The sequence below is a fragment of the Gordonia asplenii genome, assembly GCF_012933505.1.
GTDB lineage: Bacteria > Actinomycetota > Actinomycetes > Mycobacteriales > Mycobacteriaceae > Gordonia > Gordonia asplenii.
Genome location: NZ_JABBNB010000009.1, coordinates 79,985 through 94,904, shown reverse-complemented (window position 1 = coordinate 94,904; position 14,920 = coordinate 79,985). Strand labels below are relative to the sequence as shown.

Below are 14,920 nucleotides of genomic sequence, written 5' to 3'. Positions count from 1 at the left end.
TCACACGCCCGGCCGGTGGGTTTCGACTCGCTCGGCTTCGACACGGCCCACGCTGCCACCTTGGCCCGGCTCAACCTGGATCCACCGGCCTATCGGAGGGATGAGCTACCCCCGCTGGTTGAGCCTGGTTTCACCGGTCCGGGCACTGCATCTGCTGGTTGAGCCGCGAGGAGCGCTAGCGACGAGCGTGTCGAAACCCCTGTACCACAATGCATTTGATGGTAGCGCACTTGTCGAACTGTGATGGTATCGAACATCGAGGCGTGCGCACCCGTAGAGTGCACACGCGACACTTGCCGGGTGACATCTCCGATATTGGCGCGGACCGTCGAAAGTCGTTGTGGCTGAGAGGTTTCGACACGGACTCGGCTAGCGCTACTTCGACTCGGCTAGCGCCTCGCTCAGCACGGCGCTCGTCCGGCTCAACCAGCGAGATGAGTTCTCCATCGGTGGATCCAGGTTGAGCGAGGCGCAGCCGAGTCGAAACCTACCGAACCATCCCGGCGCACGAAACCCGTGACACCGCTGCACTTTCGACACGTTCACCACCGCGACTCAACGAACACCTCGCTCAGTATGACGTTCCTCACGGCACGATCTCCGCTGCCACTACTGCGCATCGCCGACCGACACCGGCTCCGCTTCCCGCAACGGATTCGCCAGTTCATCCCGCCAGAGTCGAGCGAGCATGTAGAACACGATCGCGAACGGGAGCGGCAGCAGGCCGCCGAGGACGAAGGTCGACGTCAGCCCGATGGCGTCGGCGACGGGCGCGGCCAGCGCCATCGACACCGGCATAAGTGCGACGGACACGAAGAAGTCGAGGCTCGCCACCCGACCGAGCAATTCGGGAGGTACTCGACGCTGTAACAGCGTGCCCCACAACACCATTGGGCCGTCGAAGGCCACACCCAATACCAATGCCGCGACGATGAACACCCAAAGATGTTCTGCCACACCGAAGAACACGAGCGGAACGCCGCAGAGTCCCCATAATCCGAACATGATCGTCAAGTAGCGCCGCGGTATCGGAATGGCGGCGAAGATCAGCGATCCGATGGCCGCGCCGGCGCCGAACGCGGCCAGCACCAGCGAATGGTCAGCCGCATCGCCGTGGACCCGTTCGCGAATCGCGAAGGGCACCAACACTTCTATCGGCCCCATCGTCAACAGAACCAGGAAGGTCGCGAAGAACAGCGTCGCCCACAGCCACGGCGTGCGCCACATGTAGCGGAAGCCGTCGACCACGTCGCCGATGATCGACGATGCCGCCGCACGTGAATGCACTCGCGATTCAATGGGCTTCATCGACAGGTAACACAGCGCGGCACCGACGCTCGAACCCGCGGAAACGATGAGCGCAAGCCCAGGCGATGCGATGGCGATCGCCGCGCCGGCAACGACCGGCCCCAGCGCCTGAAAGACCACCGGCCGCAGAAAACCCTCGACGCCGTTGGCGGCCTGTAATTCCTGTGCGGCAACGACATTGGGCAGCAGCGCCGAATAGGCCGGATAGTAGACACCGGTCGTGACACCGCTGATCGCGGCAACGCCGACGAGATGAACGAAAGTCAGATGCCCGGTGAAAGCGGCGACTCCAGCGGTACCGACGGCCACGACTTTCAACACTTCGAGCGCAATGATGATCAACCGTTGCGAGACCCGATCCGCGAGTACTCCCCCACCGAGCGTCGAGACCATCATGCCCAACGCGGAGACCGCCGAGACGATCGACACCTGGCCGGCTCCGCCGCCGAGATCGATCACCTGCCAGACGACCGCCATCGTCCAGATCCCATCGGCGAACAGCGCGAACAGCAACCCCAGTGCCAGCCGTCGATACTGCGGCCGCTCAAACGGACGCAGCATCGAAGAAACACCGTCGGTTGCAACACTCACTCAAGAATTACAGCCGACGGTGCGGCGTCGACGCCACCAATTTTCGGTGTGCGCAGTATTCCTGATGTTGCAGTTGAACGGTGCAGTGTTGCGGCAGTCTGGTCCCGAGCGGCCGATTGCACTCTGCCCGGTCACCGGTGCCGGGGGAACATTCACCCCGCCACCGCTGAGCGGGCAGTTTCCAATCACGGCCAGTGCACGCTGCCCGGCCGATCACACTCTCCACAACCTCAACGTCAGGCGTGCGTCCGCGCCCGAGGCGGATGCAGCATCGATCCGTTGTTACCAGTGGGGCAGATGATGGTTGTGTCGGGTGGCCCGCCGCTGCGCCCCGGGTGAGTGGAGACGCCCGCGAACAGTTCACCTCGTCTACTCACAGACACCTCACCCTTGACGGCGGGTGTGTGCGAGGAAACGAGGTGGACGCGGCGGTCGCCGCGACCTGCTGGTTGAGCGAGGCGAAGCCGAGTCGAAACCACTGCGACGCTGCGGGTTTCGTCATTGCCCGGCCGGCTGGGTTTCGACTCGCTCCGCTCGCTCAACCTGGATCCACCGACGGTAGGCCCCATCTGCTGGTTGAGCCGCGAGGAGCGCTAGCGACGAGCGTGTCGAAACCTCTGTACCACAATGCATTTGATGGCAGCGTACTTGTCGGACTTTGATTGAATCGAACATCGAGGCGTGTGCACCCATAGGGTGCACACGCGACACTTGCCGGGTGTCATCGCCGATATTGGCGCGGACCGTCGAAAGTCGTTGTGGCTGAGAGGTTTCGACACGGACTCGGCTAGCGCCTCGTCCGGCTCAACCAGCAGATGGGGCCTACCGTCGGTGAAACCAGGCTCAACCGGCAGAGCAACGTCATACACGCCACTAGCCTGCGAGTTCGGCTTCCTTGACCGAGCCGAACACCATCGCTTCGGTGAGGTCGTAGCGCCGGGCGTCATAGGCGTCGAGCACCAGATTGTGGCGGACCTGCCACGGATTGCGGTCCGACGCCTTCGGCAGTGATCCGGCGGCGCGCTGCACATAGCCGGAGTTCAATTCGAGCAGCGCGTGGTCGTGCATCACCTCGTCCCCGGCCGTCGGATACGCGTGGGTATAGCCCTGCTCGCCCATGTATTTCAGGAGCTTGGCGACGGCCTGCGACGTCAGGTCGACACGCAGCGTCCACGAGGCATTGGTGTAGCCCACCGACCACGCCATATTCGGCACGTCGTTGAGCATGTACCCGCGGTAGGCATACTTGTCGGCCGGTTTGAACTCGACACCGTCGATGCTCAACGACGCCCCGCCGAACGCCACGAGCTGCAATCCCGTGGCTGTGACGATGATGTCGGCGTCGAGCGTCTGCCCCGACGTCAAGACGATGCCCGATTCGGTGATGTGGTCGACGGTGTCGGTGACGACCTCGGCCTTCCCCTTCGAGATCGCCGTGTACAGGTCACCGTCGGGGATGACGCACAGTCGCTGATCCCACGGTTCATACTTCGGCTTGAAGTGCACGTCGACCGGATATCCGTCTGGCAGCATCGCCTTCGCGATCGTCCGAATCGTCCTACGCGACAACTTCGGGAACAACCGGCAATACATGTAGAACGCGAACGTACCGATCGCATTGCGCACGCGCAGCGCACGATGCGCCCACGACGCCGGCAGCACCTTGAGCATCGCCTTGGTCATGATGTCGCTCTCCGGCAGCGCCAGCATGTAGGTTGGCGAACGCTGAAGCATGGTGATCTTCTCGACGTCGTCGGCCATCGAGGGGATGAGCGTCACCGCGGTCGCGCCCGACCCGATGACGACGACCTTCTTGCCCGCGTAGTCGAGATCGTCCGGCCAGAACTGCGGATGCACCACCCGACCGCCGAAATTCTCGATGCCGGGGAATTCGGGCAGGTAGCCCTCGTCATAGCGGTAGTAACCGGTGCAGACGTAGAGGAACCGTGCCGTGAACACGCGATCGTCATCGCCACTCTTCCCGACGACGGTCCACAGGTCCGTCGTCGAGTCGAAGTTCGCACTTTCGACGCGGATGCCGTATCTGATGTTCTCGTCGATGCCGAATTCGCGGGCGGTGTCTTCGAGGTATTCGCGGATCTCGTCGCCCTCGGCGATGGTGCGGGTCTTACGCCACGGCCGGAACGGGAAGCTGAGCGTGAAGATGTCGGAATCGGAACGCACGCCCGGGTAACGGAACAGATCCCAGGTACCGCCGATGCGTTCCCGCTGCTCGACGATCGTGTAGGTGAGCTGCGGATTCTGCTCGTGGATGCGGTACGCTGCGTCGATTCCGGACAGCCCGGCCCCGACGATCAGGACGTCGGAGTGCTGCGGCGAATTCGATGACGACGAGTTCGATGACATGGACTACCTTCCTGGGCTTCGACGATGTGGTTGCGTCGAAAACCCCCACGTACTGTGACAATCTATATTGTCACATTAGTGGGCGTCATGGGAAGGGATGCTAAGTAACGCGGTCTCAGCTTGCGGCCTTCTTGGCCGGAGCCTTCTTCGCAGGCGACTTCTTGGCGGGCGCCTTCTTGGCCGCGGTCTTCGCCGGCGCCTTCGCCGCTGCCTTGCGGGGTGCGGCCTTCTTCGCGGGAGCGGGCGCAGACGCCGACGCGCCGCCATCGCGATCCTTCACCGATGCGCGCAGCGCGGCGAGCAGGTCGGCGACCTCCGAGTCGTCGTCCTCGTCATCGGCCGCATCCGTCTCCGGAAATGCCTCGGCACCCTCGGATTTCGCGTCGATCAGTTTGTTCAGTTCGAGCTGATAGGTGTCCGAGTACTCCGACGGCTCGAAGTCGCGAGCCATTGTGTCGATCAGCGACGACGCCATCGCCAATTCCTGGTCGTGGATCTGAACATCCTCACTGAGGAACGCGAAGTCGGGGGCGCGCACTTCGTCGGGCCAGAGCAGCGTCTGCAGCGTCATCACGCCGTCGACGACGCGCAGTGCGGCCAACCGGGTGCGGTTGCGCAGCGTGAAGTTGGCGATCGCCAGCCGATCGGTCTCTTCGAGTGCGCGGGCAAGCAGCACATAGGCTTTCGGTGACTTCGACGACGGTTCCAGGTAGTACGGTTTGTCGAAATAGATCGGATCGACCTGCTCGCGCGGAACGAATTCCAGGATCGCGATCTCCGGGCTCTTCTGCACCGGCATCGACCCGAGGTCGTCTTTGGTCAGCACCACCGTCTCACCGTTGGTGGCCTCGTAGGCGTTGGCGATGTCACCGAACTCCACTTCGGTGTCGGTGCCTTCGCGTACGCGGCGGTACCGGATCCGGGTGCCGTCCTTGGAATCGACCTGGTAGGCCTTCCGGTCATGGGATTCGGTGGCCGAGTAGACCTTGACCGGCACATTGACCAGGCCAAAGCTCAAGTCACCTTTCCAGATCGAGCGCATGTGGGCCATTGTGCCATCGACCAGCGGCATCGGCGAGAGACGTTATCCGGTCGTTAGAACCTGCAACGCCCCGGCGGACATGGACAATGGTCCGCATGGCTGCGGGCAACACACTCGACGTCGACGGCTATCCGATCGCCGTCACGAATCTGACCAAAGTGCTCTATCCGGACACCGGGACCCGCAAATTCGACGTCATCGACTACTACACGCGGATCGCCGAGGTGATGCTGCCGCATATCGTCGACCGGCTCGTCACCCGCAAGCGATGGCCCAACGGCGTCGACTCTCAACCGTTCTTCGAAAAGGACCTCCCTGCGTCGGCGCCGAACTTCTTGCGCCGCTTCGGAATTGAACACAGTCTACGAATCATCCACTATCCCGTCGTAAGCAAGCGCGCCGACCTCGTCTGGCTCGCACAGCAGGCCGCGCTGGAATTGCATGTGCCGCAATGGCGTATCGGCGCCGACGCCGGGACCGAGGCGGTCAAGAAGGATCCGTCGTTCAAGGCGACGCGCCTGGTCCTCGACCTCGACCCCGGCCCCGACGTCCCGCTCACTCAATGCGCACGGATCGCCATCGCGATCAACGAACTGCTCACCTCGGCGGGGATGACCGCGTTTCCAATCACCAGCGGCGGCAAGGGAATTCACATCTATGCGCCGTTCGACGACCCGGTCTCACCAGACGCCGCGCGCACCGTCGCACGTCAGATCGCGACCTCGCTCGCGGCCGCGCATCCCGACGAGGTGACGGCATCGATGTCGAAGTCGGTGCGCGATCACCGCGTGTTCATCGACTGGAGTCAGAACAGCGGGTCGAAGACCACTCTCGCGCCGTACTCGCTGCGCGGCCGCGAACAGCCGTGGGCGGCGGCGCCGCGCACCTGGTCGGAGATGACCGACCCCGATCTGCGTCAACTGCTCTACACCGAAGTCCTCGAACGCGTCGAGGGCGACGGCGATCTGCTCGCCGGATTGGACGCTCCGCTGCCCGACTCGACCGAACGCGGCGTCGACGATCCGCCCGAACCGCAACCCAGCGTCGTCGATCTTCGCGAGTACCGAAACAAGCGCGATCCCGCGGTGACCCCGGAACCGTTCGGTGACCAGGCTCATCAGGCTCACGCCGATGACACAGCACCCATCTTCGTGATTCAGGAGCATCACGCGCGGCGCCTGCACTACGACTTTCGGCTCGAACGTGACGGCGTCCTCGTCAGCTGGGCCGTCCCGAAGAATCTGCCGGACTCGTCGGATCAGAATCGGCTGGCCGTACAGACCGAGGACCACCCGATGGATTACGCCGACTTCGCGGGCGACATCCCGGCCGGTGAGTACGGCGGCGGGCACGTGGAGATCTGGGATCGCGGCACCTATGAGACCGAGAAGTGGCGCGACAAGGAAATCATCGTGCGGCTGCACGGCGAACGGATTCAGGGACGCTACGTGCTGATCCGGACCGGGGAGAAGAATTGGCTCGCACACCTGATGTCCGACGAGCCGCGGCCCATCCTGCCCGACAGCCTGCGCGACCCACGCCCGATGCTCGCCACCGACGACGCCATCGACGGACTCTCCGACGATGCGTGGGCGTTCGAGGGCAAGTGGGACGGCTACCGCATCCTGCTTCGTTACCTCAACGGCGAGCTTCGACTGACGTCGCGATCCGGCCTGGACATGACCGCCGACTTCCCCGAACTGCAGACCCTGGCCGACGAACTGGGCATGGTGGAGGTGGTGCTCGACGGCGAGGTGGTTGCGATCGATTCGTCGGGGCGGACCAACTTCACCCTACTGGCGTCGAGGCGCAGCACCGGCGACGACTACGACCTGCACTTCTACACCTTCGACGTCCTGTTTCTGAACGGAACGTCGTTGTTGAAGACACCGTGGCAGGACCGTCGGGCGATCCTCGAGGAGCTCGCGCCGCTGTTCCGGCAGTCCCCGTACGCGCAGGTGCCTGAACTGTTGCCCGGCCCCGGCATCGCCGCCGTGCGCTACAGCGTCGAGCACAACCTCGAAGGCGTCGTCGCAAAACGCCGCGACTCCGTCTACCAGCAGGGACGTCGGAGCACACGGTGGCTCAAGCACAAGAACTGGAGCGACATCGAGGTGGTCATCGGCGGGTGGCGACGCGGGCGGGGAACCCGATCGGAGACCATCGGGTCATTGCTGCTCGGCCTGCCCGAAGACACCGGACTGCGCTACGTCGGCCGGGTGGGCACCGGATTCACCGACGCGTCGTTGGCATCGTTGGCCGAGGAACTCGAGCCGCTGCAGATCCGCCGCTGCCCGTTCCTGGAAATCGACCGCCCCGTCGCGGCCGACGCTGTGTGGGTGCTGCCGAAAATCGTCGGTGAAGTGCAGTTCATGGACTGGACGAGCACCGGCCATCTGCGCCATCCGAGCTGGCGCGGCATCCGGCGCGACAAATTGCCGGGCGATCTGTGAGCGGCGAATGCGCGGCGGTGGGTGGGCAGCGGTGAGCGAGCGATGCGCGGCGTGTCTCCGATAGCCTGGTTGCATGTTCGTCGTCGCCCACATCAGCGACCTTCATTTCAACGGCACCGAGTACAACCGGCGCCGCAATGAGATCACCGTCGACTACCTCAATCGATGTGCCGACGGCATCGACGTCCTGCTGATCACCGGCGACATCGCAGACACCGGCTCCCCCGACCAATACCGCGAGTTCCTGGCGACGATCCGAACCCCGCTGCCGACCATCGCCACAATCGGCAATCACGACCACCTGCCGACATACCTCGACATCGTCGGGCGTCCGGAGAACTCGGTATTCGACGTCGCCGCGCGGGCGGGCGATTCCGGTGACCTGCGGATCGTCGCCGTCGACAGTTCCCTGCCCGACTCGTCGAGCGGCCTGATCACCGACGACACTCTCGACTTCATCGACACGCGTATTCGCGAGGTGTCGTCGTCGACGCGGATTCTGCTCGCCTTCCACCATCCTCCCGTCATTTTGCACATGCCTGTGATGGACGTCATTCGGCAGACGGGCGAGAAGCGCCTCGCAGATCTCGTTCGGTCGCACCCCAACATCGTCGGGCTGGTATGCGGTCACGCCCATACCGCGGCGGTGACGTCGTTCGCCGGTAAGCCGCTGTGCTTGGCGCCGGGAGTGTCGTCGACGCTCAAGCTTCCCTTCGAAGGTGCTGGCGTGATCGACCCGACGCAGCCGCCGTCGGTCGCATTTCACCTACTCGACGACGACCGGCTGGCAACGCATTTCCGGGTGGCCACCGGCGAATGACAGCTGCCTAAAAACTATTGATGTTAGTCTGCGCAGCATGACCGCAGACACCGCCCGCCGCTCCCTCGCCTTCCTCCGTCTCTCGTTTCTCGCCGTCTGGCTGGCTCCCCGGCTCACCGCGAAGATCTTCGGACTCTCGCCCGACGAGCGTCCCGGCATGACGATGCTGTCGCGCCTGATCGCGACCCGCGAAGCAACCCTCGGCGCCATCCTGCTGCGCTCCGAAGGCGCCGACGCCGATCGTCAGATCGACGTCGTGGCGGCCGCATCGACCGCCGACCTCGTCGGTATCGGATTGCTGTGGCGCAGCGGCGATATCGGTGCCCGGACCGCGGGGCTGGGGCTGACGACGATCATCGCCCAGTTGACGCTGGCGGTGACGTACCGCGCCAGCCGAGACAATCAGGACGGGGTGCTCACCCCTTGCTTCCCGTGAACAGTCCCTCGATCATCTTGCCGCCGATGTCGGTGATCAAGCCGGGGCCGGGGTCGGGCAGCGAGCCCGGCAACAGCAGACCCTCGGTCTTGCTGGCCGGAATCTTTGCGGCCCTTGTCGATTCGAGCCGGATGCCCTTCTGCTGATCTTTTGTCAGCGGGGTGGCATATTTGCTCAGGTCGGTCGAAGTGGTAACCGCTGCGGCGACTTTCAGTCCCGCACCGGCGAAATCCGCGGCGGCACTGCGGAGTTGGTTCGGTGAGGTTACCAAGACCGCGTCGGAGACGCCGCGTAGTTTGAGGATGGCCGCGGTATTCTGGGCGCTGGTGACGGTCGACGTCGATGCATCGTCCGTCGCGATCCTACTGGCAGATATTCCCTTGCCTATCAACCACTTTCGCATCCCGGATGCTGCGGCGGCGCTCCCTTTCGGCGCACCGCCGCTGACGATGATCGGTGCCGACGCCGCAATCCTGGCCTGTTCGGCGCCGACGGTGAGTCGGTTGACGAGTTCGGGAGCGGACAGGCCGCCGGCGACTCCGCCGCCGAGGATCACGATCGCGGTCTGCCCGACTACATTCTTGGGCCTGGCGTCGGGCACCAGCGCGGCCGCCGCGGTGACGCCGTCGATGATGTTGCGGGCCGTGGCCGCCGCTGTGGCATTGGTCGAGGCCAGCTTGGTCAGGGCCGTGTTGCGGGCTGTCGTATCGTCGACCTGGTCTGACCAGATGGCTTGCAGCGCAAGGATATCGGCGTCGTTGCCGGCTACTTTGACCGCCGAGGCCAGGTCGGTGAGACCACCTGTGACGTCGCCTGCCTCGAACTTCTTCTGCGCGGAGTTGTAGAGCTTCCCGGCATCGATGGAATCGGCGGTGTGCGTGATCGACGTCGACTGCGCGACAGGGAGGGCTCCGACGGCCGCACCGCCGACCGCTGCGGCGACGACCGTGCCGACGGCCACCACTTTGAAGCGCCTACCGCGGTTCACTTGAGTCACTTGCGTAACACTATGGGTGGTTGGCAACGACCAGAGACCATCCGTATGACACTTCGATAACGCAGCAACGCGGTTCGGCCGGCGAATTGCCGCGACTACCGGAGGCGACCTGACTCCCTCCGCTGGTTGAGCCTGGTTTCACCGGTCCGGACACTCCATCCGCTGGTTGAGCCGCGAGGAGCGCTAGCGACGAGCGTGTCGAAACCCCTGTACCACAATGCATTTGACGGTGACGCAAGTGTCGAACTGTGATGGAATCGAACATCGAGGCGTGTGCACCCGTAGGGTGCACACGCGTCACTTGCCGGGTGACATCGACGATATTGGCGCGCATCATCGAAAGTCGTTGTGCCAACGTGGTTTCGACACGCTGGTCGCTTCGACTCGGCTAGCGCCTCGCTCAGCACGGCGCTCGGACCGACTCAACCAGCGAAATGAGTTCACCACCGGTGGATCCAGGCCGGGTGCCGAAGCGAGACGCCGTGCTGAGCGAGAAACGAGTCGAAGTAGCGAGTGGTTGTATCCGAAGTAGACGGGTCTGGCGACCCGACGCCCCGACGGCGGTATCCACGTCGAGCGGCGGCAGTCAATTCGCAACTGCGGTAACCCTTCCCACTGCGCTGGTTACCGCAGCGTTGAGAGTTACCGCAGCGGCAATTCGAGCACCGCAGTGCACGCCGCGCCGAACCTGTGCATCGAGTCTCACACTCACGCGACAGCAGCACAGGTCCGCCGCCGACGACTCCCAGCCCGCTCAACACAGCAATGGGGTCGCCGACGGCGACCCCATTTGCTCTGGCCGAAGCCGAGATCGGCAATCAGCGTCGAAGGCCGACGACCTTCAGCAGTTCGGGGCGGCGCAGGACCAGCCCGATCCACATGAACACCCCGAGGTAGACGGCGAAGAGGATCGTGCTGCCGAGCGGCGCGTCGATGCGCATATTCGCCGTGACCGCGCCACCGAGGTAGGCGGTGATGCCCAGCGCGCCAAGCACCGCGGTGCGCGGAATGGCATATACGACAACACAAGTCAGCAGGACAACGCCCATGACAGTCGCCTGCTCGATGGGGAATCCGAGCTTGGCCATACCCTCGATCACGGCCTGCGGTCGGGTGAGTTTCCCGACGACGTCGAAGATGAGGAACGCGCCGACGAGGACGCTGATCACGATGCCGGCGATGTTTGCCCGGCTTCGGCGAGGTGCCTCGTCAACGGGAACGGCGGCGGCGATTTCGGCGGGCGAGAAGGTGGTCATGATGTGCTCCTGGATGAGTAGCGGGCTTTGGAAGCGGCTTCACAGGGATAGACAAGGCACGCGAGAAAAACTCATCGCCCCGGAACCCAACATCCTCAAACGAGTCGCAGCGACAAGCGAAACGCACACCAACGAATTCGCACAGCGATGCCGACAACGCCCCACGCAACCGGTACGTGAGGATTTGCTCCGCACATCTCGGCTGCTCGCTGCGGTAATCCCTTCGCGCTACGTTCGTCGAACAACTACGGCGGTAACCCGAAAATACGGCGGTGACTACCGCAGTGGGAGCGAACCACCGCCGTGGGAGTGAACTGCTGCCGTGAGAGTGAGCTGCTGCCGTCGGAGTTCGGTTACTGCAGTGGCACGCAGCTACCGCAGTAGGAGTGACAGCAGTGGGAAGGACCGCCGTGGGAGTGACAGCGGCGGGAGCTCATCACCGTCGTCGGGAGGACGAGCGATGACGACGCGGGCATCGTCGGATGCGTGACCTGGTCTTCCTCGGCAGAGCCCCCCAACCTGCTCATCTGCGCCCATTCGGAACTCGACTTCCGTGGATCGTTGCCGTGAAAGGCATTGTTTACGTGAGGATTTGCTCCCCACGTCACCGCTTCTCGGCTGCAGCAATCCCCCGCGCCACGTTCGTCGAACAACTATGGCGGCAACCACCGCCGTCGAACTGAATTACTGCCGCGGAAACAAACAACGACGGGCCCGGACAAACGCCCGGACCCGTCGTCGAACAACACTGAAGAGCCGAAACTACAAGGCCTTCAACTCCTCGATAACCGAGTCGACCGACTTCTTCGCGTCGCCGAACAGCATCGACGTTCCGTCGGCGAAGAACAGCGGGTTCTCGATGCCCGCGTAGCCGGAGCTCATCGAGCGCTTGAGCACGATTGTGGAGCGTGCCTGGTCGACGTTGAGGATCGGCATGCCGTGGATGGGCGACGACGGATCGTTGCGGGCGGCCGGGTTGGTGACGTCGTTGGCGCCGATGACGATGGCGACGTCGGTGCGCTGGAATTCACCGTTGATGTCGTCCATTTCCTTCATCGAGTCATACGGCACGTCGGCCTCGGCGAGCAGCACGTTCATGTGGCCGGGCATACGTCCGGCGACGGGGTGGATCGCGTACTTGACTTCGACGCCCTTGGATTCGAGCAGCGACGCCATCTCCTTGACGGCGTGCTGAGCCTGTGCGACGGCCAGGCCGTAGCCGGGCACGACGATGACCTGGTTGGCGTAGGCCATCTGGATCGCGGCGTCGGCGGCCGAGGTGGCCTTGACGGTTCCACCTGCTGCGCCCGGACCGCCGGCCGCGGCGTCGTCGCCACCGCCGAAGGAGCCGAAGATGATCGCCGGGATGGACCGGTTCATCGCCTTGGCCATCAGGTTGGTCAGGATGGAGCCCGATGCGCCGACGATCATGCCGGCGACGATCATCGCCTGGTTGTTCAGCGCAAGACCCGCGGCCGCGGCCGACAGACCGGTCATCGCGTTGAGCAGCGAGATCACGACGGGCATGTCGGCGCCACCGATCGGGAACACCACGAACAGACCCATCACACCTGCGGCGATGAGCAGTCCGACGATCCAGAACCACGGAGTCGGCCCGTCTCCGGCGCCTGCCTTGACGCCGATGTAGACGGCGATGCCGATCGCGACGATCGCCAGCACGATGTTGGCCAGCTGGAATCCCTTGGCGGCCGCGACGAGCTTGCGTTCGAGGTTCTTATTCAGCAGTTCCTGCAGTTTGGCGAAGGCGACCAGCGATCCCCAGAACGACACCGAACCGATGATCGCCGCGAACAGCGATCCGACGATGACGTGCACGCTGGGTACGTCGGGCACGGTGGTGAATCCGTGGTATTCGATGTACTCGGCCCAGGCGATCAATGCGACGGTTCCGCCGCCCACGCCGTTGAACAGCGCGACCAGCTGCGGCATCGCGGTCATCTTCGTCTTGAGCGCGGGCGGGATACCGAGCGCCACGCCGACGGCCAGACCGATGACGATCAGGACCCAGTTGATCGCAGGCACCCCGGCGTCGCCCGCCGAGTTGTACACGCCCAGCAGGGTCGCGACGATCGCGATCCCCATGCCGACGGCTGCGATCCAGTTGCCGCGTACCGCGGTCTTCGGGCCGGTCAGCCCCATCAGACCGTAGATGAACAGGGAGAAAGCGACGATGTACAGCACCGTCACGCCATATCCGAGGGCTTCGGAAACCACAGCGCCCTCGCTCAGCAGGGTCGCGCTCACTTGGCGGCCTCCTTCTTACCCTTGAACATGCCCAGCATGCGGTCGGTCACGGCGAAGCCACCGACGACGTTGAGCGTTCCGAAGACCAGCGCGACGAAAGCGATGATGCGCACGCCCCAGTTGGCGTCGGCCGGCAGTTTGCCCAGCACTACCAATGCGCCCAGCACGACGATGCCGTGGATGGCGTTGGTTCCCGACATCAGCGGGGTGTGCAGGGTGTTGGGGACTTTCGAGATGACTGCGAAACCCACGAACCCGGCAAGCACCAGGATCGCGATATTCGCTAACAGGTCGGTGTACATCAGGCCTTCGCCTCCTCGCGGGTCACACAGGCCGCTGCGATGACCTCGTCATCGAAGTCGGGTGCGATCACGCCGTTGTCGTCGAGCATCAACTCGATGAGCGCCAACAGGTTCTTCGAATACAGCTCACTGGAATGCTCGGGCATCGTCGCGGGGAGATTCAGCGGCGATGCGATGGTCACGTCGTGTTTGACGACGACCTCGCCCGGCTCGGTCAGCTCGCAGTTGCCGCCGGTCTCACCGGCGAGGTCGATGACGACGCTGCCCGGCTTCATGCCTTCGACCGCCGCAGCCGTCACCAGTCGCGGCGCGGGACGTCCAGGCACCAACGCGGTGGTGATCACGACGTCGAAACCCTTGATCGCATCTTCGAGCGCCTGTTGTTGCTTCTCCCGCTCTTCCGCGGTCAGCTCACGGGCGTACCCGCCCTCACCGGCGGCGTCGATGCCGAGATCGAGCCACTGCGCGCCGACCGAGCGCACCTGCTCGGCCACCTCGGGCCGAACGTCGTAGCCGGTGGTCCGCGCTCCCAAGCGCTTGGCGGTGGCCAACGCCTGCAGTCCGGCAACGCCGACGCCCAGAACCAGCACGGTCGCCGGTTTGACGGTGCCCGCTGCGGTGGTCAGCATCGGGAAGAATCGCGTCGACAGATCAGCGGCGACGATGACCGACTTGTACCCGGAGACGTTGCCCTGCGAGCTCAGCGCGTCCATCACCTGTGCGCGCGAAATACGCGGAATCGCCTCTACCGCATAGGCTTCCACGTCGGCAGCCGACAGCGCACCGATCTTGTTGTCCGCATTGCGGGGCGCCAAGAAGCCGATCAGTTTCTGCCCGCCGCGCAGCTTGGCGATCTCGTCGTCGGCCGGTGGCGCAACCCGCACCACGACGTCGGCGCCATACGGGTCACCGATCGTCGCACCGGCGGCGGTAAACAGCTCATCGGGGATCAGCGCCCCCAGCCCGGCACCCGATTCGACGACGACCGGGACACCCTTCTTAACAAGCGTTTCGACGACCTTCGGGACCAACGCCACACGGCGTTCTCCCGAGGCAGTCTCGCGCACGACACCGACGCTCATA

At 64.1% G+C, this 14,920-nt stretch carries 11 protein-coding genes; 3 read left to right on the top strand and 8 right to left on the bottom strand.

Going from position 1 to position 14,920, the window contains the following annotated elements:
* Positions 1-609: 609 nt before the first annotated feature.
* The 3 genes from HH308_RS10750 to ku all read right to left on the bottom strand — a co-directional run bounded on the left by HH308_RS10750 (position 610) and on the right by ku (position 5,308).
* On the bottom strand, positions 610-1,869 hold the full coding sequence (locus HH308_RS10750; protein WP_170194281.1) for an MFS transporter: 1,260 nt from the start codon (positions 1,867-1,869) through the stop codon (positions 610-612).
* A 903-nt stretch (positions 1,870-2,772) separates the two neighbouring features.
* Positions 2,773-4,266, bottom strand: a complete 1,494-nt coding sequence (locus HH308_RS10745; protein WP_170194197.1) for a flavin-containing monooxygenase — start codon at positions 4,264-4,266, stop codon at positions 2,773-2,775.
* Positions 4,267-4,381: 115 nt separating this feature from the next.
* Positions 4,382-5,308: a non-homologous end joining protein Ku gene (gene ku / locus HH308_RS10740; RefSeq protein WP_446684914.1), complete on the bottom strand. Its 927-nt coding sequence runs from the start codon at positions 5,306-5,308 to the stop codon at positions 4,382-4,384.
* A gap of 95 nt (positions 5,309-5,403) precedes the next feature.
* On the opposite strand from ku, the gene HH308_RS10735 reads away from it, so the two are divergent.
* From HH308_RS10735 to HH308_RS10725, 3 genes are all read left to right on the top strand, one after another.
* The gene (locus HH308_RS10735; RefSeq protein ID WP_170194196.1) at positions 5,404-7,761 is read left to right on the top strand and encodes an ATP-dependent DNA ligase; all 2,358 of its coding nucleotides are present in this window, start codon (positions 5,404-5,406) and stop codon (positions 7,759-7,761) included.
* A gap of 73 nt (positions 7,762-7,834) precedes the next feature.
* On the top strand, positions 7,835-8,581 hold the full coding sequence (locus tag HH308_RS10730) for a metallophosphoesterase family protein (protein WP_170194195.1): 747 nt from the start codon (positions 7,835-7,837) through the stop codon (positions 8,579-8,581).
* A 37-nt stretch (positions 8,582-8,618) separates the two neighbouring features.
* Positions 8,619-9,017, top strand: coding sequence for a hypothetical protein (locus HH308_RS10725; RefSeq protein ID WP_170194194.1), 399 nt, complete (start codon positions 8,619-8,621; stop codon positions 9,015-9,017).
* Here HH308_RS10725 and HH308_RS10720 read toward each other — a convergent pair.
* From HH308_RS10720 to HH308_RS10700, 5 genes are all read right to left on the bottom strand, one after another.
* On the bottom strand, positions 8,998-10,014 hold the full coding sequence (locus HH308_RS10720; protein WP_312870527.1) for a YdcF family protein: 1,017 nt from the start codon (positions 10,012-10,014) through the stop codon (positions 8,998-9,000). The genes HH308_RS10725 and HH308_RS10720 overlap by 20 nt on opposite strands.
* Positions 10,015-10,832: 818 nt before the next feature.
* A complete protein-coding gene (locus tag HH308_RS10715; protein WP_170194193.1) occupies positions 10,833-11,270 on the bottom strand; it encodes a DoxX family protein in 438 nt (145 codons plus the stop codon).
* A 762-nt stretch (positions 11,271-12,032) separates the two neighbouring features.
* Positions 12,033-13,535, bottom strand: coding sequence for an NAD(P)(+) transhydrogenase (Re/Si-specific) subunit beta (locus tag HH308_RS10710; protein WP_170194192.1), 1,503 nt, complete (start codon positions 13,533-13,535; stop codon positions 12,033-12,035).
* The gene (locus HH308_RS10705) at positions 13,532-13,837 is read right to left on the bottom strand and encodes an NAD(P) transhydrogenase subunit alpha part 2 (RefSeq protein WP_170194191.1); all 306 of its coding nucleotides are present in this window, start codon (positions 13,835-13,837) and stop codon (positions 13,532-13,534) included. Before HH308_RS10705 ends, HH308_RS10710 begins: the two co-directional genes overlap by 4 nt.
* Positions 13,837-14,919, bottom strand: a complete 1,083-nt coding sequence (locus tag HH308_RS10700; protein ID WP_170194190.1) for a Re/Si-specific NAD(P)(+) transhydrogenase subunit alpha — start codon at positions 14,917-14,919, stop codon at positions 13,837-13,839. Before HH308_RS10700 ends, HH308_RS10705 begins: the two co-directional genes overlap by 1 nt.
* Position 14,920 lies beyond the last annotated feature (1 nt).

Excerpts from the sequence above, each read along its gene's own strand:
- HH308_RS10700 (WP_170194190.1), bottom strand. The coding sequence starts at position 14,919 with ATGAGCGTCGGTGTCGTGCGCGAGACTGCCTCGGGAGAACGCCGTGTG.
- ku (WP_446684914.1), bottom strand. The coding sequence starts at position 5,308 with ATGCGCTCGATCTGGAAAGGTGACTTGAGCTTTGGCCTGGTCAATGTG.
- HH308_RS10705 (WP_170194191.1), bottom strand. The coding sequence starts at position 13,837 with ATGTACACCGACCTGTTAGCGAATATCGCGATCCTGGTGCTTGCCGGG.
- HH308_RS10750 (WP_170194281.1), bottom strand. The coding sequence starts at position 1,869 with ATGCTGCGTCCGTTTGAGCGGCCGCAGTATCGACGGCTGGCACTGGGG.
- HH308_RS10735 (WP_170194196.1), top strand. The coding sequence starts at position 5,404 with ATGGCTGCGGGCAACACACTCGACGTCGACGGCTATCCGATCGCCGTC.
- HH308_RS10745 (WP_170194197.1), bottom strand. The coding sequence starts at position 4,266 with ATGTCATCGAACTCGTCGTCATCGAATTCGCCGCAGCACTCCGACGTC.
- HH308_RS10725 (WP_170194194.1), top strand. The coding sequence starts at position 8,619 with ATGACCGCAGACACCGCCCGCCGCTCCCTCGCCTTCCTCCGTCTCTCG.
- HH308_RS10730 (WP_170194195.1), top strand. The coding sequence starts at position 7,835 with ATGTTCGTCGTCGCCCACATCAGCGACCTTCATTTCAACGGCACCGAG.
- HH308_RS10715 (WP_170194193.1), bottom strand. The coding sequence starts at position 11,270 with ATGACCACCTTCTCGCCCGCCGAAATCGCCGCCGCCGTTCCCGTTGAC.